The sequence below is a fragment of the Nocardia halotolerans genome (genome assembly GCF_042650145.1).
GTDB lineage: Bacteria > Actinomycetota > Actinomycetes > Mycobacteriales > Mycobacteriaceae > Nocardia > Nocardia halotolerans.
The window spans coordinates 80,303-99,270 of record NZ_JBHSDL010000030.1 but is presented as its reverse complement, the minus strand read 5'-3'; the positions used below and the strand labels follow the sequence as shown (position 1 = coordinate 99,270).

The 18,968-nt window shown below is 68.1% G+C and carries 20 protein-coding genes; 9 read left to right on the top strand and 11 right to left on the bottom strand.

The genetic code is table 11. The features are described from left to right. Positions 1–34: 34 nt before the first annotated feature. The 3 genes from ACFO5K_RS23830 to ACFO5K_RS23820 form a co-directional block, all read right to left on the bottom strand. Positions 35–334, bottom strand: a complete 300-nt coding sequence (locus ACFO5K_RS23830; protein WP_378567241.1) for a type II toxin-antitoxin system PemK/MazF family toxin — start codon at positions 332–334, stop codon at positions 35–37. After that, on the bottom strand, positions 331–573 hold the full coding sequence (locus tag ACFO5K_RS23825) for a ribbon-helix-helix protein, CopG family (protein WP_378567238.1): 243 nt from the start codon (positions 571–573) through the stop codon (positions 331–333). Before ACFO5K_RS23825 ends, ACFO5K_RS23830 begins: the two co-directional genes overlap by 4 nt. 69 nt (positions 574–642) lie before the next feature. Then, complete coding sequence (locus tag ACFO5K_RS23820; protein WP_378567235.1) at positions 643–1,059, bottom strand: VOC family protein; 417 nt, start codon at positions 1,057–1,059, stop codon at positions 643–645. Between the two features lie 150 nt (positions 1,060–1,209). Here ACFO5K_RS23820 and ACFO5K_RS23815 point away from each other — a divergent pair, with 150 nt between their 5' ends. After that, on the top strand, positions 1,210–2,208 hold the full coding sequence (locus ACFO5K_RS23815) for a sigma-70 family RNA polymerase sigma factor (protein WP_378567232.1): 999 nt from the start codon (positions 1,210–1,212) through the stop codon (positions 2,206–2,208). A gap of 13 nt (positions 2,209–2,221) precedes the next feature. On the opposite strand, the gene ACFO5K_RS23810 is transcribed toward ACFO5K_RS23815, so the two are convergent. Next, positions 2,222–3,757: an acyl-CoA synthetase gene (locus ACFO5K_RS23810; RefSeq protein WP_378567229.1), complete on the bottom strand. Its 1,536-nt coding sequence runs from the start codon at positions 3,755–3,757 to the stop codon at positions 2,222–2,224. 21 nt (positions 3,758–3,778) lie between these two features. Continuing rightward, entirely contained in the window at positions 3,779–4,816 is a 1,038-nt protein-coding gene (locus tag ACFO5K_RS23805) for an LLM class F420-dependent oxidoreductase (RefSeq protein ID WP_378567226.1), read from the bottom strand. 60 nt (positions 4,817–4,876) lie between these two features. Here ACFO5K_RS23805 and ACFO5K_RS23800 point away from each other — a divergent pair, with 60 nt between their 5' ends. The 5 genes from ACFO5K_RS23800 to ACFO5K_RS23780 are packed head-to-tail and all read left to right on the top strand — an operon-like array spanning position 4,877 to position 9,353. Further along, complete coding sequence (locus tag ACFO5K_RS23800; RefSeq protein WP_378567223.1) at positions 4,877–5,842, top strand: Zn-ribbon domain-containing OB-fold protein; 966 nt, start codon at positions 4,877–4,879, stop codon at positions 5,840–5,842. Positions 5,843–5,852: 10 nt separating this feature from the next. Beyond that, positions 5,853–6,878, top strand: coding sequence for a thiolase domain-containing protein (locus ACFO5K_RS23795; RefSeq protein ID WP_378567220.1), 1,026 nt, complete (start codon positions 5,853–5,855; stop codon positions 6,876–6,878). After that, entirely contained in the window at positions 6,875–8,044 is a 1,170-nt protein-coding gene (locus ACFO5K_RS23790; protein ID WP_378567217.1) for a thiolase domain-containing protein, read from the top strand. The genes ACFO5K_RS23795 and ACFO5K_RS23790 overlap by 4 nt, the downstream gene beginning before the upstream one ends. Beyond that, positions 8,041–8,931, top strand: coding sequence for a TIGR03619 family F420-dependent LLM class oxidoreductase (locus ACFO5K_RS23785; RefSeq protein WP_378567214.1), 891 nt, complete (start codon positions 8,041–8,043; stop codon positions 8,929–8,931). Before ACFO5K_RS23790 ends, ACFO5K_RS23785 begins: the two co-directional genes overlap by 4 nt. Then, on the top strand, positions 8,928–9,353 hold the full coding sequence (locus tag ACFO5K_RS23780) for a nuclear transport factor 2 family protein (RefSeq protein WP_378567211.1): 426 nt from the start codon (positions 8,928–8,930) through the stop codon (positions 9,351–9,353). The genes ACFO5K_RS23785 and ACFO5K_RS23780 overlap by 4 nt, the downstream gene beginning before the upstream one ends. A 478-nt stretch (positions 9,354–9,831) precedes the next feature. Here the strand turns inward: ACFO5K_RS23780 and ACFO5K_RS23775 are convergent, their stop codons facing one another. Beyond that, positions 9,832–11,121, bottom strand: coding sequence for a cytochrome P450 (locus tag ACFO5K_RS23775; protein WP_378567208.1), 1,290 nt, complete (start codon positions 11,119–11,121; stop codon positions 9,832–9,834). Between the two features lie 132 nt (positions 11,122–11,253). On the opposite strand from ACFO5K_RS23775, the gene ACFO5K_RS23770 reads away from it, so the two are divergent. Next, a complete protein-coding gene (locus tag ACFO5K_RS23770) occupies positions 11,254–12,417 on the top strand; it encodes a steroid 3-ketoacyl-CoA thiolase (RefSeq protein ID WP_378567205.1) in 1,164 nt (387 codons plus the stop codon). A gap of 364 nt (positions 12,418–12,781) precedes the next feature. Next, entirely contained in the window at positions 12,782–13,198 is a 417-nt protein-coding gene (locus ACFO5K_RS23765; RefSeq protein WP_033244044.1) for a helix-turn-helix domain-containing protein, read from the top strand. A gap of 131 nt (positions 13,199–13,329) precedes the next feature. Here the strand turns inward: ACFO5K_RS23765 and ACFO5K_RS23760 are convergent, their stop codons facing one another. The 5 genes from ACFO5K_RS23760 to ACFO5K_RS23740 form a co-directional block, all read right to left on the bottom strand. After that, entirely contained in the window at positions 13,330–14,361 is a 1,032-nt protein-coding gene (locus ACFO5K_RS23760; RefSeq protein WP_378567202.1) for a hypothetical protein, read from the bottom strand. Next, complete coding sequence (locus ACFO5K_RS23755) at positions 14,358–14,873, bottom strand: ImmA/IrrE family metallo-endopeptidase (RefSeq protein ID WP_378567199.1); 516 nt, start codon at positions 14,871–14,873, stop codon at positions 14,358–14,360. The genes ACFO5K_RS23760 and ACFO5K_RS23755 overlap by 4 nt, the downstream gene beginning before the upstream one ends. An 11-nt stretch (positions 14,874–14,884) precedes the next feature. Further along, complete coding sequence (locus ACFO5K_RS23750; RefSeq protein ID WP_378567196.1) at positions 14,885–15,973, bottom strand: hypothetical protein; 1,089 nt, start codon at positions 15,971–15,973, stop codon at positions 14,885–14,887. Positions 15,974–16,396: 423 nt separating this feature from the next. After that, a complete protein-coding gene (locus tag ACFO5K_RS23745) occupies positions 16,397–17,308 on the bottom strand; it encodes an SDR family oxidoreductase (protein WP_378567193.1) in 912 nt (303 codons plus the stop codon). A 42-nt stretch (positions 17,309–17,350) separates the two neighbouring features. Then, positions 17,351–18,127, bottom strand: coding sequence for an SDR family oxidoreductase (locus ACFO5K_RS23740; protein ID WP_378567190.1), 777 nt, complete (start codon positions 18,125–18,127; stop codon positions 17,351–17,353). Between the two features lie 64 nt (positions 18,128–18,191). Between ACFO5K_RS23740 and ACFO5K_RS23735 the strand changes: the two genes are divergently transcribed. Beyond that, positions 18,192–18,956, top strand: a complete 765-nt coding sequence (locus ACFO5K_RS23735) for an enoyl-CoA hydratase family protein (protein WP_378567187.1) — start codon at positions 18,192–18,194, stop codon at positions 18,954–18,956. Positions 18,957–18,968: the final 12 nt, after the last annotated feature.

Sequence of the window (18,968 nt, the reverse complement as noted above, 5' to 3'; positions counted from 1 at the left end):
ATCGAGGCGGCCGAGTCGACTCCGGTCCCCCCTGTCAGATCAGCTCGAATGCGGAACGGATCGCCGCGGTGAGCGCAGGCTCGGCGTCAGCATTCAGATAACCGATGACCTTGCCGAGGTCGGCAACCGGGATGGTGACAATGTTGTCGCACGACACGACACTGTCGTGCTCGAGCCCGTTGCGGCGACCGACCGGCACTTCGGTCGACAGCCCACGAACAGTGCTGGTGATCGGCGCAACCGTAACCCTGGCCAAAAAGGGACGCACCGCTTCGCGAGTGAGCACGAGCACCGGGCGCGTCTTGTCCAGACGCGCGAGATGGATCGGCCTCACGCGAGATCGTCCATGGAGGTCCGTGCCGCGTACGCCGCGAGATCATCCATGTCGTCGTCGGCGGCGCCTTGCACGGCGGCCAGAATCGCGGCATCGGCTTCGGCCGCCCGGCGCAGTCGTTCACGAACAAGGGCCTGTTCGATGATGACCGCGCGGCTGGACGCGTCACCCTTCGCGATGACGGAATCAAGCCAGTCAACGGTTTGCTCTGGGAGTCGAACTGTAATCTGCGAGCTCATCCCACGATGATACCCGATTCGGGATTCAACGTGGGATTTGTCAAGGCTGCTCGCTGCGATGCCCGGCGCTCACGCCCCCGGGTAGTTCATGAAGAACGGCTCCCACTGATGCCCGTCGGGATCGATGAAGGTCCGCCCGTGCATCCCCACCTGAGCCTCCTCGGCCCGCTTGTCAGCATTGACCTCCTCGGTAGCCCCCGCACCCAGTGCGGCATCGGTCAGCGCGTCCACTTCCGCCACGCTGCCCAGCGACAGCGCGTAAGCCGCCCCCACCTGCCCGGCGGTATCAGCGATCGCACGCTTGCTGAACGCGGTGAAGAACTCCTTGGTCAGCAGCATCAGGCAGATGTTGTCGTCGATCACGATGCAGGCCGCGTTCTGGTCGGTGAAGTCCTCGTTGACCTTCCAGCCGAGGGCTTCGTAGAAGCCTTTGGAGCGGTCGAGGTCGGCGACGGGGAGGTTGATGAAGATCATCTTGCTGCTCATGGAATCAGCCTTTCGGAGCGTCGTTGCGGTCTTGTTCATGTAGACGCGCCGGTGCCGCCGGATTCATCGCGCGGCCGGAAATTCCCCGGAAACATCGGTAGTCCGATTTGTGCTCTGTCGGCTGTCGGACCCCTGTGGCATCGTGAAACCATGAGCGACGCCACAACCGCCACCACCGGCCCGGATCCTGAGGTTCTGGCCGAATTCGAGACCCATCGCCGCGAGCTGTGCGCGTACGCCTACCGCATGCTCGGCTCCTCGTTCGAGGCCGAGGACGCGGTGCAGGAGACCTTCACCCGTGCCTGGCGTTCCTACGGTTCGTTCGAGGGTCGCGCGAGTCTGCGGTCGTGGCTGTACAAGATCGCGACCAACATCTGTCTGGACATGCTGGATCGTCCGCAGAGCCGGGCGCGGCCGATGGATCTCAATGGTCCCGGCCGCCCGGATTCCCCGTTGCCGATGCCGCAACCCGACTATGTGTGGATCGAGCCGATCCCCAACGGTTTGGCCTTCGGCGCTGATCCGGCCGAGCACGCCTCGACCAAGGACACGTTGCGGTTGGCTTTCGTGGCCGCGTGTCAGCATCTGCCCGCCACGCAGCGCGCGATCCTGATCATGCGCGAGGTGCTGCGGTTCTCGGCCGGGGAGACCGCCGAGGCGCTGATGATGTCGCCCGCTTCGGTGAACAGTGCCCTGCAGCGTGCCAGGGCCACCATGTCGAAGGTGCAGCCCTCGGTCACCGGCGGTTTCGACGAGGCCGATCCCGAGCAGCGCAAACTGGTCGACGACTTCGTCAGCGCTTTCGAGGCCTATGACATGGACACGCTCACCACGTTGCTGAAAGCCGATGTGGCGCTGTCGATGCCGCCGTTCGATCTGTGGATCTCCGGTCCGGAGAACGTGGCGGCGTTCATGCTCGGTACCGGCAGCGCGTGCCGCGATTCGCGGATGGTGCCGTTGGCGGGGGCCAATGGGCTGCCCGCCTTCGGGCATTACAAGCCCGGCGAGGAGCCGGGAGTGTGGGTGCCGTGGTCGATCACGGTGCTCGAACTCGAGGGCGGCACCATCGCCGGCCTCAACTTCTTCCTCGACACCGAGCGCCTGTTCCCGCTGTTCGGGCTGCCGCCCGAGTGGCGCGAAGCCTCTTGAGCGGCAGCCGGTTTCACAGCAGGCGGCGTTTGTACAGCTTGCCGTTGGGGTCGCGGGGCAGTTCGGTGCGGTATTCCACCGTGCGGGGCAGCTTGTATTTGGCGAGCTGACCGGCGGCGAAGGCGAGCAGGTCGGTGGTGAGTTCGTCGTCGCCGGCCATCCCGTCGACCGGTTGCACGAACGCCTTCACCTGCTGGCCCCAGTCCGGGTCGGGTACCCCGAGGACCGCTACGTCGGCGACCTTCGGGTGGCTCATCAGGACGCCTTCGATTTCGGCGGGGTAGATGTTCACCCCGCCCGACAGGATCAGGTCCGAGCGGCGGTCGCACAGGAACAGGTAGCCGTCTTCGTCGAGGTAGCCGATGTCGCCGACGGTGAACAGGTCACCGACGCGCGATTCCTCGGTCTTCTCCTTGGCGTGGTGGTATTCGAAGCTCGAGGCGCCCATCTTCATGTAGACCAGGCCCTCTTTGCCGGGGGGCAGTTCGCTGCCGTCGGCCTCGTCGAGGATCTTGATCACCGACCACGGCCAGGCTTTGCCGACCGAACCCGGTTTGCGCAGCCATTCGGCTCCGCTGATCACGGTGCCGCCGCCTTCGGTGGCCGCGTAGTACTCGGTGACCACGGGGCCCCACCACTCGAGCATCTGGCGCTTGGTCTGGGGTGGGCACGGCGCCGCACCGTGGACCATGCTGCGCAGCGAGGACACGTCGTAGCGGGCGCGCACGTCCTCGGGCAGGGCGAGCAGGCGGTGGAACTGGGTGGGCACCATGTGGCTGTGGGTCACGCGGTGGCGGTCGATGAGCGCGAGCATGTCCTCGGCGCCCCAACGGTCCATCAGCACGAGCTTGTGCCCCAGCTGGATCGAGATGGTGGAGAAGTTCAGTACGGCGGTGTGATAGAGCGGGGAACCGCAGATGTGCACGTGGTTGTCGTAGGGCGCGAGGCCGAAGAGGCTGAAGAACGCCTTGTTCGGGGCGGGTACTTCGTCGGGGTCGGCGCCGGTGAGCGGGCGGCGAACACCCTTGGGCCGCCCGGTGGTTCCGGAGGTGTAGAGCATCGGCGCGCCGACCGAACGCTCCGGTGGGCGGCCGGTGTCGGCCGCGCCCAGCCACGACACCGGCCGGAAGCCGGGGATCGTGCCGACGGCGAAGCGGGCGTCGTCGGACAGTTCGGCGAGTTCGGCGGCTTCGGCGGCGGTGGCGGCGAACCGTTCACTGGCCAGGAAGGCCGCCGCGTCGCTGTCGCCGAGGATGTAGGCGATCTCGGGCGCGGTGAGGTGCCAGTTCACCGCGACGATGTAGAGCCCCGCCTGGTAGGCGGCGAAGTACGCGGCGATGGCTTCGACACCGTTGTGCAGCATGCTGACGACGACGTCGCCGGTACGCAATCCGATGCCGCGCAATCCGTTGGCGTAGCGGTTGGCGAGGGTGGCCAATTCTCGATAGGTGATCTCGTGGCCGTCCGGGTCGACGACGGCGATCCGCTCGGGATCGGCCGCGGCGATATTCCACAGTCCGAGGACTTCCGTTGTCTGCTGGCTGCTCACCCTTTGAATTTAGAACGTGTTCTACTGCTCGACAAGGGGTTGGAGCCGACGAAGTTGCTCGGCATCGGAAACCGAGATCAACATCATTGTCACACCGGCGTCCTCCCATTCCCGCAAGCGTGCGCGCACATGCGCCTCGTCGCCGAAGATGGCGGTGTCGGTGATCAGCTCGTCGGGCACCGCGGCGGCGGCCTCGGCCTTGCGCCCGGCCTGGAACAACGCCGAGATCTCGTCGACCTCGGCGCCGTAGCCCATCCGCCGGTACACCTGGGCGTGGAAGTTCAGCTCCGGTGCGCCCATGCCGCCGATGTAGAGCGCGCTCACCCAGCGCATCCGCTCGATCTCGGCGGCGGGGTCGTCGGTGACCACCACCTGGGCGCTGGCGGCGATCTCGAAATCGGCGCGCGACCGGCGGGCACCCGCGCGCGCGAAGCCCTCGTCGAGCCATTCGTCGTACATGCCGGCCAGGCGCGGCGCGTAGTAGATGGCGAGCCAGCCGTCGGCGATCTCCGCGGTCTGGGCGACATTTTTCGGACCCTCGGCACCCAGCCAGATCGGCAGCTCAGCGCGCAGCGGATGCACGATCGGCTTGAGCGGTTTGCCCAAGCCGGTGGCGCCCGGACCGTCGTAGGGCAGCCGGTAGTGCTTGCCGGCCGAGGTCACCGGCGCCTCACGGGCCAGCACCTGCCGCACGATGTCGACGTATTCGCGGGTGCGCCGCAACGGCTGGGCGAACGGCTGCCCGTACCAGCCTTCCACCACCTGCGGGCCGGAAACGCCCAGGCCGAGCACCGCCCGGCCGCCGCTGAGGTGGTCGAGGGTGAGCGCGTGCATGGCGGTGGCCGCCGGGGTGCGTGCCGACATCTGCGCCACCGAGGTCCCCAGACGCACCCGCTGGGTCGCCGAGCCCCACCAGGCCAGCGGCGCGAAGGCGTCCGAGCCCCACGACTCGGCGGCGAACACCGCGTCGAAGCCCGATTCCTCGGCCGCGATCACCAGCTCGCCGACGTCGGTGGGCGGCTGTGCGCCCCAGTATCCGAGCTGCAGTCCGAATTTCATGATCGGCGCCCTTTCGGCAAATCCTTGCGAGCAGAATAAGAACCTGTTCTACTCGATATCGTGACCCAGGGGAATACCGCAGTGGAATCATTGAGCGCACCCCTCCGGGTGCGATTCGACTACACCAGGTCCGTCGGACCCATCATCGGCGCCTTCCTGACCGGCTTGCGCGATCGCCGGATACTCGGCGTGCGCGGCAGCGACGGCCGCGTGCTGGTGCCGCCACCGGAGTACGATCCGCACACCAGCGCTCCACTCGACGAGCTGGTCGAGGTCGCGACGACAGGCACCCTCACCTCGTGGACGTGGGTATCGGAACCGCTGCCCGGCCAGCCCTTCGACCGCCCGTTCGCGTGGGCGTTGATCCAGCTCGACGGCGCGGACACCGCCCTACTGCACGCCCTCGACGTGTCCGCACCCGAAGAACTGAGCACCGGAATGCGGGTCAGCGCCCGCTGGGCCGACGAACGCACCGGCCGCATCCAGGACATCGCCTGCTTCGAACCCGGCGAGCACACCACCGGCCCGACCGCTTCCGACGGCGAACCGGTCACCATGCTGACCACCCCCGTCGACCTCGCCTACAAGCACACCGCGTCCCCACAGGAGAGCATCTACCTGCGCGGACTGGCCGAAGGCAAGCTGATCGGCGGCCGCTCCGAAACCGGTGGCGCGGTGTACTTCCCGCCGCGCGGCGCGAACCCGACCGATGGCACCCCGACCAGCGACCTGGTGGAACTGCCCGACAAGGGCACAGTGACCACCTTCTGCATCGTCAACGTGCCCTTCCTCGGCCAGCGGATCAAACCGCCCTACGTGGCCGCCTACGTGCTGCTCGACGGTGCCGACATCCCCTTCCTGCACCTGGTCCTCGGCTGCGAGGCCAGCGAGGTGCGGATGGGCATGCGCGTGGAGGCGGTGTGGAAGCCCCGCGAGGAGTGGGGCCATGCCCTGGCCAATATCGACCACTTCCGGCCCAGCGGTGAGCCCGATGCCCCGTACGAGTCCTACCAGCACCACCTCTAGAGAGGCGACCTTGACCACCACACCCGAAATCGCGGTCGTGGGGTTCGCCCACGCACCGCACGTGCCGGAAACCCACGGCACCACCAACGGCGTCGAGATGCTCGTGCCGTGCTTCCAGCAGCTCTACGACACCCTGAACATCACCAAGTCCGATATCGACTTCTGGTGCTCGGGATCCTCGGACTTCATGGCCGGGCGCGCCTTCTCCTTCATCTCCGCCATCGACGCGATCGGGGCGGTGCCCCCGATCAACGAGTCGCACGTGGAGATGGACGCGGCCTGGGCGCTCTACGAGGCCTGGGTGAAGCTGCGCTCGGGCCAAGCCGAGACCGCCCTGGTGTACGGCTTCGGCAAGGCCTCGGCCGGTACTCTGCGCCAGGTCCTCACCATGCAGCTCGACCCGTATCTGGTCGCACCGCTGTGGCCGGACGCGGTGTCGATCGCCGGCTTGCAGGCGCGTGCCTGCCTGGATTCGGGCCGCTGGACCGAACAGCAGATGGCTGCCGTGCTCGGTGACGATGTGGAATCGCTGCTCGCCGCACCGTATGTGGCCGATCCGTTGCGCGCCCACGACATCGCGCCGATCACCGACGGTGCCGCCGCGATCGTGCTGGCGGTCGGCGACCGGGCCAGGCAGCTGTGCGAACGCCCCGCCTGGATCACCGGTATGGCGCACAACATCGACGCCCAAGCCCTCGGCTCCCGCGACCTGACCCGCTCCCCCTCGACCACGAGGGCCGCCGCGGCGGCCACCGGTGGTGATACCCGCTTCGATGTGGCCGAACTGCACGCACCGTTCAGTCACCAGCAGCTGATCCTGGCCGAAGCCATCGGTCTGTCTCCCGAGACCGTGCTGAATCCCTCCGGTGGCGCGCTGGCCGCCAACCCGATGTTCGCGGCGGGGCTGGAACGTATCGGCTGTGCCGCCGAGGCCATCATGTCCGGTACCGCGAACCGGACACTCGCTCATGCGACCAGCGGTCCCGCGCTGCAGCAGAACCTGGTCGCCGTCCTGGAATCGGAGCCCTCACGATGAGTTTTCCTGCTGCGGTGCTCGGCACCGGACAAACCCATCACGTGACAAAACGTTCGGACGTGTCCATGGCGGGCATGTGCCGTGAGGCGATCGATCGCGCGCTCGACGACGCCGGCCTGACGATCGCCGACATCGACGCCGTTGTCGTCGGCAAGGCACCCGACTTCTTCGAGGGCGTCATGATGCCCGAGCTGTACATGGCCGAGGCACTCGGTGCTACCGGGAAACCGCTGATCCGGGTGCACACCGCGGGCTCGGTGGGCGGGTCGACCGGCATCGTCGCCACTAATCTCGTGCAGGCCGGAGTCCACAAGCGGGTGCTCGCGGTGTCCTGGGAGAAGCAGTCGGAGTCCAATGCCATGTGGGCGTTGTCGATTCCGGTGCCGTTCACCATGCCGGTCGGCGCGGGCGCGGGCGGCTACTTCGCTCCGCACGTGCGCTCCTACATTCGACGCTCCAACGCACCCATGCACATCGGTGCCCAGGTGGCGGTGAAGGACCGGCGCAACGGTGCGAAGAATCCCCTGGCCCACCTGCACCAGCCCGACATCACTCTCGAATCGGTGCTGGCATCGCAGATGCTGTGGGATCCCATTCGTTTCGACGAGACGTGCCCGTCTTCGGACGGCGCCTGCGCCATCGTGCTCGGTGATGCCGAGGCCGCCGCGGCGGTCGAAGCCGAGGGCAACCGTGTCGCCTGGGTGCACGGAACGTCGATGCGCACCGAGCCCACCACGTTCGCCGGCCGCGACCAGGTGAACCCGCGGGCGGGCCGTGACGCGGCGGCTGCGCTGTGGGCCACGGCCGGGATCAGCGATCCGCTCGAAGAGATCGATGTCGCCGAGATCTACGTGCCGTTCTCCTGGTTCGAGCCGATGTGGTTGGAGAACCTCGGTTTCGCCGCCGAGGGCGACGGCTGGAAACTCACCGACAAGGGTGAGACCGAGATCGGCGGCCGGATCCCGGTGAACCCCTCGGGTGGGGTGCTCTCGTCCAACCCGATCGGTGCGTCCGGGCTGATCCGGTTCGCCGAGGCGGCCAAGCAGGTGATGGGCCGGGCGGGCGCCTACCAGGTGCCCGACGCGCGCAAGGCGCTCGGTCACGCGTACGGCGGTGGCTCCCAGTACTTCGCGATGTGGGTAGTGGGAAGCGAGCGTCCGGAATGAAGTTCACCCTCGGGATCGCGCTCAGTCCGCTCGAACAACTCACCGAACTCGCCAAGACCGCCGAGGAATGCGGGTTCACCTCGGTCGGCCTGCCCGACTCGCTGTTCTACATGAAGTCCCAGGCCGCCGACTACCCGTACACCCCCGACGGCAGCCGGTTCTGGGGACCGGACACGCCCTGGGTGGACCCGCTCATCGCGGCCGCGTCGATGGCCGCGGTGACCACGAAGCTGCGGTTCTACACCAATGTCCTCAAGCTCGGCTCCCGCAACCCGTTGCTGCTGGCCCGCCAGGTCGGCTCGATCGCCAACATGTCGGGCAACCGGTTCGGCTTCGGCGTCGGCATCGGCTGGGCGCCGGAGGAATTCGAGTGGTGCGGGGTGCCCTACGCCCGTCGTGGTGCCCGGGTCGACGAGATGATCGAGGTGATCAGACTCGTGCTCGACGGCGGCATGGTCGATTTCCACGGCGAGTTCTTCGACTTCGACTCGTTGCAGATGAGCCCGGCCCCCAGCGAGCGTGTGCCGTTCTACATCGGCGGCCACACCGGTCCCGCCCTGCGCCGGGCCGCCCGCGTCGGCGACGGCTGGACTTCGGCCATGATGAAGTTCGAGCAGCTGGAGACGACCATCGCCACCCTGCGCGAGCTGCGCGCCGAATACGGCAGAACCGAAGTGCCGTTCGAGATCCAAGCCGTCTGCATCGACAAGTTCGGCCGCAGCGGCTATCAGGACCTGGCCGACGCCGGCGTCACCGACACCATCGTGGTGCCGTGGTTGTCCGACGGCATCGGCTTCGACGGTGAGCTCGCCGCCAAACAGGACTCGCTGCGCCGATTCGCCGAGAAGTACATCGCCGACCCGATCCTCGCTCAGGAGACCACGTGACCGAAACCGCCGTAGACCGCACGGCCCGGGCGGCGAGCCTGGCCTCCCAGTCGGCGGTGCGCGCCAAGGACAAAGCCACCTGGGTCGCCCTGTTCGCCACGGACGGAATAGTCGAAGACCCGGTCGGCCCTTCGGGCTTCGACCCGGAGGGCGTCGGACACCGGGGCCACGAGGCGATCGGCGCCTTCTGGGACAAGACCGTCGCACTGGCCGAGTCGATCGAATTCCGGTTCACCGACTCCTTCGCCTGCGGCAACGAGATCGCCTTCACCGGCCTGATCCGCACCACCATGGCGGGCCACGTGATCGACGCCGAAGGCGTGTTCACCTACCGGGTCGACACCGAGGGCAAGATCGCCGCCCTACGCGCGTTCTGGGAAGTGGAACGCGCGATGGCAACCACCCGCCCCGCAACCACCTGACTTCGCCACCCTCCCGCATTCCCAGCTGCCCGGCACCGCTGGAAGTCGGCCACCCTCCCGCACTTCCAGCGGCCCGGCACTACCCGAAGTCGGCCACCTCCCCGCACTTCCAGCGGCCCGGCACTACCCGAAGTCGGCCACCTCCCCGCACTTCCAGCGGCCCGGCACTACCCGAAGTCGGCCACCTCCCCGCACTCCCAGCGGCCCGGCACTACCCGAAGTCGGCCACCTCCCGCACTCCCAACCCCGCCCTCCCCGACCTCGAGGAGGGGACGCCGCGAAGCGGCGTAGCGGCCCGGCCGCGAGTTAGCCGCCGTTGCGTCCGCGGCGCAGCCGCCAGCAACGGCGGCTAACTCGCGGCCCCCTCGGGGCCGCGCTCGAGCGCGCCAGCGCTCCAACAAACACAGCCGATACCGTTTACCAACACCAAACAACAAGGCCGGGCACGCCCATAAGCGCGCCCGGCCTCGTCACTCCCCTAGTGCTTCACAGGACAACCCCGATAATCCACGGGCAGTTCCTTGACCCCGTTGAGCCACCCCGACCGCAACCGCTTGGGGTCGCCGACCTTGGTGATGTCGGGCAGGTGGTCGGCGATCGCGTTGAAGATCAGCTCCACCTCGAGCCGGGCCAGGTTCGCGCCCACACAGAAGTGCGCACCGGTCCCGCCGAACGCGAGGTGCTGGTTGTTCTCGCGCATGATGTCGAACTTCTCCGGGTGGTCGAAGACCTCCTCGTCGAAGTTGGCCGAGCGGTACAGCATCACCACCCGCTGGCCCTTCTTGATCTGCACGCCACCGAGCTCGGTGTCCTCGAGGGCGGTGCGCTGGAAGGAGGTGACCGGGGTGGCCCAGCGGATGATCTCGTCGACCGCGGTGGCCGGGCGCTCCTTCTTGAACAGCTCCCACTGGTCGGGATTGTCCATGAAGGCGTCCATCCCGTGGCTGATGGCGTTGCGGGTGGTCTCGTTGCCCGCCACCGCCAGCAGGATCACGAAGAAGCCGAATTCCTCGGCGGTGAGCGCCTCGCCGTCGACGTCGGCCTCGATCAGGGTGGTGACCAGATCGTCGGTCGGGGAGTTCTTTCGGGCTTCGGCCATCTGGTACGAGTAGCCGAGCAGCTCCATCGACGCCGCGACCGGGTCGATGTCGACATTGTCGGGATCGTCGTAGCCGGTCATGTCGTTGGACCATTCGAAGACCTTCATCCGGTCTTCCTGCGGTATCCCGATCAGCTCGGCGATCGCCTGTAGTGGCAGCTCACAGGCCACCTGGGTGACGAAGTCGCCCGAGCCCGACTCCGCGGCGGTGCGCACGATCTGCTCGGCCCGGGCCGAGAGTTCGGCCCGCAGCCCGTTGACCGCGCGCGGGGTGAACCCCTTGGCGATCAGCTTGCGCAGTTTGGTGTGCTCGGGTGCGTCCTTGTTGAGGATCACGAAGCGCTGCAGTTCGATCTGCTCGCGCTGGATGTCGTCGTTGAAGCGCGGGATCGCGGTGTTCTCGTAGGTCGAGAACACGTCGCTGCGCCGCGACACCTCTTTCACGTCGGCATGCTTGCTCACCACCCAGAAGCCGTCGTCGTGGAAACCGCCGACCTCACGCGGCTGCGGGTTCCACCAGATCGGGGCCGTGCGGCGCAGCTCGGCGTACTCCTCCATCGGGACACGCTCGGCGTAGATGTCGGGGTCGGTGACGTCGAACCCGTCCGGCAGGCTCGGCCGGTTGTCCGCCGCGAGACCGCCGGCGTGTTCGTTGCGCGGATCTACCACCAGATGTCTCCTTCGACAAACTGAAACACGTTCTACAATCATTCAAGCACAGGGGTTGCGAAGACGGAAGAACCTCGCGGTTTTACCCTGGGTACAAGATCAGAACACGTTGCAGTTAAGAGGGAGAATCAGATGGGCACACCCGTAATCGTCGAGGCAGTGCGCACCCCGATCGGCAAACGGCGCGGGCAACTGTCGGGCTTGCACGCGGCCGAACTGCTGGGCCTGGCCCAGCGCGGCCTGCTCGACCGCGCCGGTCTGGACCCGGCCGAGGTAGAGCAGGTGATCGGCGGCTGCGTCACCCAGGCGGGCGAACAGTCCAACAACGTCACCCGCGTCGCCTGGCTGCACGCCGGCCTGCCCTGGCAGACGGGCGCGACCACCATCGACGCCCAGTGCGGCTCGGCCCAGCAGGCCAGCCACCTCATCGCGGGCCTGATCGCCGACGGGGCCATCGACGTGGGCATGGCCTGCGGCGTGGAGGCGATGAGCCGGGTGCCACTGGGCGCCAATGTGGGCACCGAGGCGGGCGCGCGCAGGCCGGCGTCGTGGTCGATCGACCTGCCCGACCAGTTCGGCGCCGCGGAACGAATCGCCCGGCGACGCGGACTCACTCGCACCGACCTGGACGAATTCGGCTTGCGCTCACAGCAATCCGCGGCCCGCGCCTGGGCCGAAGGACGCTTCGACCGCGAGGTGCTCACCGTCGCGGCACCGGTGCTCGACAGCGAGGGCGCGGCCACCGGCGAGAAGGCCGAGGTCAGCCGCGATCAGGGGCTGCGCGCCAGCACGCTCGAGGGCCTGTCCGCGCTCAAGCCTGTGGTGGCCGACGGCCTGCACACCGCGGGCACCTCGTCCCAGATCTCCGACGGCGCGGCGGCGGTGCTGCTGATGGACGAGACCGTAGCGCGGAGAAAGGGTTTGCGCCCGCGCGCCCGGATCCACACCCAGGTCCTCGTCGGCGCCGAACCCGAGTTCCATCTCGACGGGCCGGTGCAGGCGTGCACCCGCCTACTCGAACGATCCGGAATGTCGATTGCCGATATCGATCTTTTCGAGATCAACGAAGCATTCGCGGCCGTTGCACTTTCGTGGGCTGCTGTACACCAGCCGGACATGGAACGGGTAAATGTCAACGGCGGTGCGATCGCAATCGGGCATCCGGTCGGTTCCACCGGTTCGCGGCTGATCACAACCGCGTTACACGAGCTCGAACGAACGGGCGCAGGCATCGCAATGGTGCTCATGTGCGCGGGTGGCGCACTCGCCACCGGCACGATCATCGAACGGCTGTAGACTGGCCTCACCGAAACCGGGCGCCCAGGTTGAACATTCATCCCAAAGCGCCCGGAACGTGTCGTACGCCACACAGGCGACGGGCGAAGGGGGAACATGAGACATCAGCTATCTTTGGGTTACCATGGGTGCATGGTAGAAGAACCCCGCGACGGGCACGAACCCGGATACCCTCTGGCTTCACAAGAGTCGTTGGCGTGGCCCGCAAACGCGGCCACCACCGCCCCTGCACGCAGGTGAGCGGCGGAATCTGCCGAGAAATCCCGAATCAGGCGTAGGTTTTCAGTTACTGAGCCGCTAATATCAATGATACGTATCCGAGATAACGACTGTTAGTACAGTGAAGGGAATTGGGCGGCTCACAATGGCTGATTTCGCGGCGCGGCTGAACAAGCTGTTCGAAACCGTGCATCCCCCGGGGCGCAAGCCGCACACCAACGCAGAGGTTGCGGCTGCGCTGACTGCCTCCGGGCATCCGATCTCGAAGCCGTATCTCTCGCAGCTGCGGTCGGGACAACGAACGAACCCGTCCGACGAGACGGTGGCCGCGCTGGCGAAGTTCTTCAAGGTCAAGCCTGATTACTTCTTCAACGACATCTACGCGGCCAAGATCGATCACGACCTGGAGCTGCTCGCGCAGTTGCAGGGTTACGGGCTGCGTCGACTGTCCAGCCGGGCGTTCGACCTCTCGGAAGAATCACAGAATCTACTCACCTCCATGGCGGAGAAGTTGCGGGCCAGCGAAGGGCTGCCCGAAGTTCCGCCAGACGGAACGGAATAGGACCAACGAAGCGGTCGACCTGACGCACCTACTGGTGTCCTGGGTATGACCGCGCAACGTCGGATACGTGGAGAACGGGCCTGAGCCGGTGGAAACCACCAGCTCAGGCCCGTCCTTTTGGTCGAGCACGGCTAACCCGCCGAAGCCTTCTCCGGTGCGGACCCGGCCACGGCCACCGTCGTCTCGAACTTGCTCGCGATCGCCAGCACCCAGCCACGCGGGCTCACCCCCGGCGGCGGCGCGATCCAGCGCGCGTCGACGAACAAGTCCCCCAAGGGATTTCGAGCCCATTCGGCCACCACAGCGGCCCGCTCCGACACCGAGTTCGGCGGTTCACCGGCCGCGGGGATCACGATGCCACTGCCGGCGAGCAGATACAGCGCGTCCATCACCTGCGCCACGTGATCGGAGGCCTTCAACTGCGCCGAGGTGGCGGTCTGCTCGGGGGCGACCACGTCCGGGAAGCGGCCGATCATCAGCTGGTGCAGCGGACGGATGCGGCGCAGCAGGATTCGGGCCCGCCACCACAGCTCGATCACGATCGACACCGCGCCCAGCGAGATCAGCAGACTCGCGATCTCCCAGGCCGGCCAGGCCCAGGCCGGTTCACCGGGCGGGGTCGGTGCGGCGTCCTGGAACGCGCGACCGGCATTGGCGAAGGCGAGCACCGCCACCAAAGCCGTTCCCGCCGTGTAGATCGCGATGCCGCGACCCAGCGTGGTCCAGTCCAGGTTGCGCAGGCCGGTGGTGACGATGAAGACCGCACCGAATGCGACCACGATCCAGCCGAAGGTGAACGACCACGCCAGTGTGAGCACGATCGCGAGCGCGCCGATGCCGTAGACCACCATCGCCACCTGGCGCAGATTGCGCCGCGACACCACCGGCCAGGCGGCCGAGGCCACCACCGAGGTGGCCGTGGTGAACAGGATCCACGCCGAAACGACGATGCCGGTGGACAGCCAGCCGTTGTGCACCCCGCCGGGTAGCAGGTTGTCGACGGCGACGGCGATATCGGGAATGGCGACCGTCGAGGCGAGCGCGACGGCGGCCACCGCCACCACGATGGCGACGCGAGCGGTCGTCGCGGGCTTCACCAGCACGCGACCCACTCGCGCACCCGCGGCAACCCAGACCAGCAGGGCTGTCAACCAGAGTGTCATCCGAGTGCCTCATCGAATCGAAGGACCGAGACGCCTGCGCCACGGTTGTTGAACACGCGCAGCCGGGTCATGAGCATGGCCGCGAAGGTCTCGGCCTCCCACTCGGCCAGGTCGTCGGTTCCGTCCTCGACGATCTGGGCGTGGGCCCGCTGACTGAGCATGTAGGCGATCAGGTCGTCACTGACCTCGAGGGTGGTCTCCACCGCGGGCGCACCCTCGTGGTCGAAGACGATGTGGCCGAGTTCGTGGGCCAGGGTGTGGTCGCGGCTGGGCAGGGCGTCGGCGAGCACGATGATGTCGCGTTCGGGATAGAACCGCCGCTGCCCGCACACACCGGGCCCCAACTGCGCGCTGGTGATCTCGATTTCGCGTTGACGCTCGAGCGAGACCGCCGCGACAACCTCATCGAGGCTGGTCGCGTCGGAATCGGCGGCGACCGCGCACACCGCGTCGACCGCGGCGGCCACCCGCCGATAGGACCGCGAGGTGGACTGGGTCTTGCTCCTGCTCATCGAAGATCCCCTCACGACCTGGGTCCGAAGAACTCGGCACGCGCCGCGTTCACCCGCGCTTGGGCGGCGGCGGCACCTTGGAAACTGACTGCGCCCGAACCGGTTCCGGCCAGGGTGAGTGCGATCAGGCCGCCGATCACCGACAGCAGCTTCGGTTCGGGCAGGCCACCGTTGTCGCTGGTCGGCCGCACCTGATGGTTCGGCGCCGCCGCAACGGCCTCCGGCGCGGGCGCCGCGGCGGGCGGGGCCGGGGCCTCGGCGGCCGGTGGCGCGGCGGCGGGGGCCGGAGCCGCCACCGCCACGTTGGGCACGGCCGGTACCGACGGCGCACCCGGTGCGGGCGGAATGGCGATCGGCGGTAAGGCCGGGGTCGCGGGCGGCGAGGGAATGGGGATCAGCAGCAACAACAGCGGCGACGCCGAGCCCACTGCCGCCGAGCCCACGGCGGCCGAACCGACCGCGGCCGAACCCGCACCGGCCGAACCCACGGCTGCGGAGCCCGCGGCTGCCGAACCCGCTGCGGCGGAGCCGGTTCCGAGTACGGCCGCGCCGAGGCCCGCCGCTGCCGAGCCGGTGCCCGCCGCGGCGGAACCCACGGCGGCCGAACCCGTACCCAGCACCGCGGCCCCGGCGGCGGAGCCGGTGCCGAGGATGGCGGCCGTGGCGGCCGAACCGGTGCCGAGAACCGCGACGGCGCCCGCCGAACCGGTGCCGAGAACCGCACCCAGACCGGCCGAGCCGGTGCCGAGCAGCACGCCCAGGCCCGCGGAGCCACTGCCGAGGACGAGACCGGCGGCCGCCGAACCGGCACCGCCCACCGCCGCCGAACCGGTGGCCGCGGCCGCCGAACCGGACGCGGGGCCCGCTACCTGCTTGGTCGGGACACCGTGGGGCTGACCGGGGATCGCCAGCGGCCGCCATTCACCGCCGGCGACCGGGGCACCCGAGGGCGAGTGCGGATCGGCAGCGGGCTCACCCGGAGCATTGCCACCGGCATCACCCTGACCGTCGGCGCCGCCCTGGCTGTTGCCGTTACCGGCGCCTTCGGGATCTTCGTTGCCTTGACGGCCGTCGCCACTGCCACTTCCGGGCAGCTTCAACGGCCTGTTGTTCCCGTTGCCATTGTGCTGGCCACCGCTTCCGTGACCAGTGTTCCCTTGTCCACTGCCATTACCCTGCCCGCTGCTGCCGCTGCCGGGCGCCTGAGCGGCCGGGGTGGACGGTCCATCGGGTGCGGCCACGGCGGCCACCGGCCCGAGTAGAGCACAGCCGGCCAGGACACTCGCAGCGGCAAATACGCGCAACATGCGACCAACGGCCATGCGCTTGTCATCCCCTTAGTAGTTCAGCGCAGCATTACCCCCGGTCGCGACACAATCCGGGATCGACGATCAGTAGCCCATAGTAAACCCACCGGGAGATCCCCGCAGGCGAGCACAAGAGTCGTTCAGGCCCCTGAACGGGTGTGACATGGCAAAAGTGCAGGCCGAGCAGCTTTACTCGATCTCACATCGCCGAGTTTGCTATGCACCGTATACCGGCTCGGGCGGCACGCTCTTTTCGAGCAATTCCGCGACGACCGGCCCCAGCTCGGCCGGGTCCCAGCGCGCGCCGCGATCGACCGCGGTACCGTGCCGCCAACCCTGGGCAAGCGCCACCTTTCCGCCCTCGACCTCGAACATCCGGCCGGTCACCCCGGCGGATTGGGTGCTGCCGAGCCACACCACCAGTGGCGAGATGTTCTCCGGAGCCATGGCGTCGAAGCCCCCATCCGGGGCGGCCATGGTGTCGGCGAAGACCGTTTCGGTCATCCGGGTGCGCGCGGCGGGGGCGATGGCGTTCACCGTTACCCCGTAGCGGCCGAATTCGGCCGAGGCGGTGAGGGTGAGACCGGCGATGCCCGCCTTGGCCGCACCGTAATTGCCCTGACCGACGCTGCCCTGCAGACCGGCGCCGGAACTGGTGTTGATGATGCGGGCGTCCACCGGACGTCCGGCCTTCGACTCACCACGCCAGTACTCGGCCGCGTGCCGCATGGTCGCGAAGTGGCCCTTGAGGTGCACGCGAACGACCGCGTCCCATTCGTCCTCGCCCAGGTTCACCAGCATGCGGTCACGCACGAAGCCCGCGTTGTTCACCAGCACGTCGAGCCCGCCGAAGGTGTCGATCGCCTGGTGGATCAGGTTCCGGGAGCCCGCCCAGTCGGCCACGTCGTCGTAGTTGGCGACCGCCTCGCCGCCGGCGGCGACGATCTCGTCGACCACCTGCTGAGCGGGGGTCTCGGTGGTGGCGGCGCCGTCGAGCGCGGTGCCCACATCGTTGACCACCACCTTGGCCCCCGCCGCGGCGAAGGCGAGTGCGTGCGCGCGACCGATCCCGCGCCCGGCGCCGGTGACGATCACCGTGCGGCCCGCACAGATCAACTGCTGGTCCATCGGAAACTCCTGTTGTGTTCGGCGGCGGCGCCGCGGGGGTGTCTAGGTGTTGGTGTTCGCGGCGTCGAGAAAGGCGGGCCGCTCCCCCGCGCCGTGCACCAGCAGGCTCGCGCCGCTGACGTAGGCGGCCAGGGAGGAGGCCAGGAACAAGGCGGCGCCGCCGACGTCGGCCGGGCTGGCGAGCCGGCCCATCGGGACGGTGGCGCCCACCGCGGCCACGCCGTCGGCATCGCCGTAGTGCAAGTGGCTGAGCTCGGTGTGCACCGGCCCGACGACCACGGAGTTCAAGCGGACCTTGGGCGCCCACTCCACGGCCAGCGAGGTGGTGAGGTTGTCCAGCCCCGCCTTGGCCGCCCCATAGGCCGCCGTACCCGGTGAGGGACGGTGCCCGCTCACACTCGACACCATCACGATCGAACCGCCGCTGTCCTGGCGCTGCATCACCGCGTTCGCCTGCTGGGCGACCAGCAGGGGCGCGAGCAGATTCAGTTCGACGATCTTGGCGTGGAAGCGCGGGCTCGCGGCGTCGGCGAGGGCGAAGGGCGCCCCGCCCGCGTTGTTCACCACGTGGTCGAGCCGGCCGTGGGTGGCCACGATCCGATCGAACATCGCGGCTACGGCGTCACCGTCGCGCACGTCGCAGGTCAGGTGCTCGGTGGTGCGCTCACCCACCGAGATCGGCGCGTCGACGGGTCTGCGCGCGCAGGTCAGCACGGTCGCGCCCGCCGCGAGGAAGGCCCGGCTGATCCCCGCGCCGACGCCGCGTACGCCGCCGGTCACCAGAACGATCTGCTCGGAAAGGTCGATTTCTACAGCCACCGTGTTAACCTACCAAGCAATTGCTTGCTTTGTCTCGGGTTCGCCGAGTGGATAGGACATCGCGATGGGGATAGACCGTCACACCGAGACCGAGGGGGTCGAGGTGGTCACCGTCGACTACCCGCCGGTCAATGCTCTGCCGTCGGACGGGTGGTTCGCCCTCGCCGACGCGATCCGCGCCGCCGGGCGCAATCAGGACACCCGTGCGGTGGTTCTGCGAGCCGAGGGCCGCGGATTCAACGCCGGGGTCGACATCAAGGAGATGAACGCCGACGTCGGCCACACCGCGCTGATCCGCGCCAACCACGGTTGCTTCGAAGCCTTCGCCGCCGTCTACGACTGCGAGGTGCCGGTGATCGCCGCCGTCAACGGCTTCTGCCTGGGTGGCGGAATCGGGCTGGTCGGTAATTCCGACGTGATCGTGGCCTCCGACGACGCCACCTTCGGCCTGCCCGAGGTGGACCGCGGCGCCCTCGGCGCGGCCACCCACCTGGCGCGGCTGGTCCCCCAGCATCTGATGCGGACCATGTTCTACACCGCGGGCAAACTCACCGCCCAGCAGCTGCACCACTTCGGCTCGGTGTACCAGGTGGTGCCCCGCGCCGAACTCGACGCCGCGGCGATGGAAGTCGCGAAGAACATCGCGAACAAGGACGGCCGGGTCATCCGCGCGGCCAAGCGCGCGCTCAACGGCATCGACGTCCAGGATGTGCACCGCTCCTACCGCTACGAGCAGGGTTTCACCATGGAACTCAACCTCGCCGGGGTGGCCGACGAGATCCGCGCGCGCTTCGACGACGATCTGGCCGCGCAGAAGAAGGGGAACTGATCGTGCGCGACA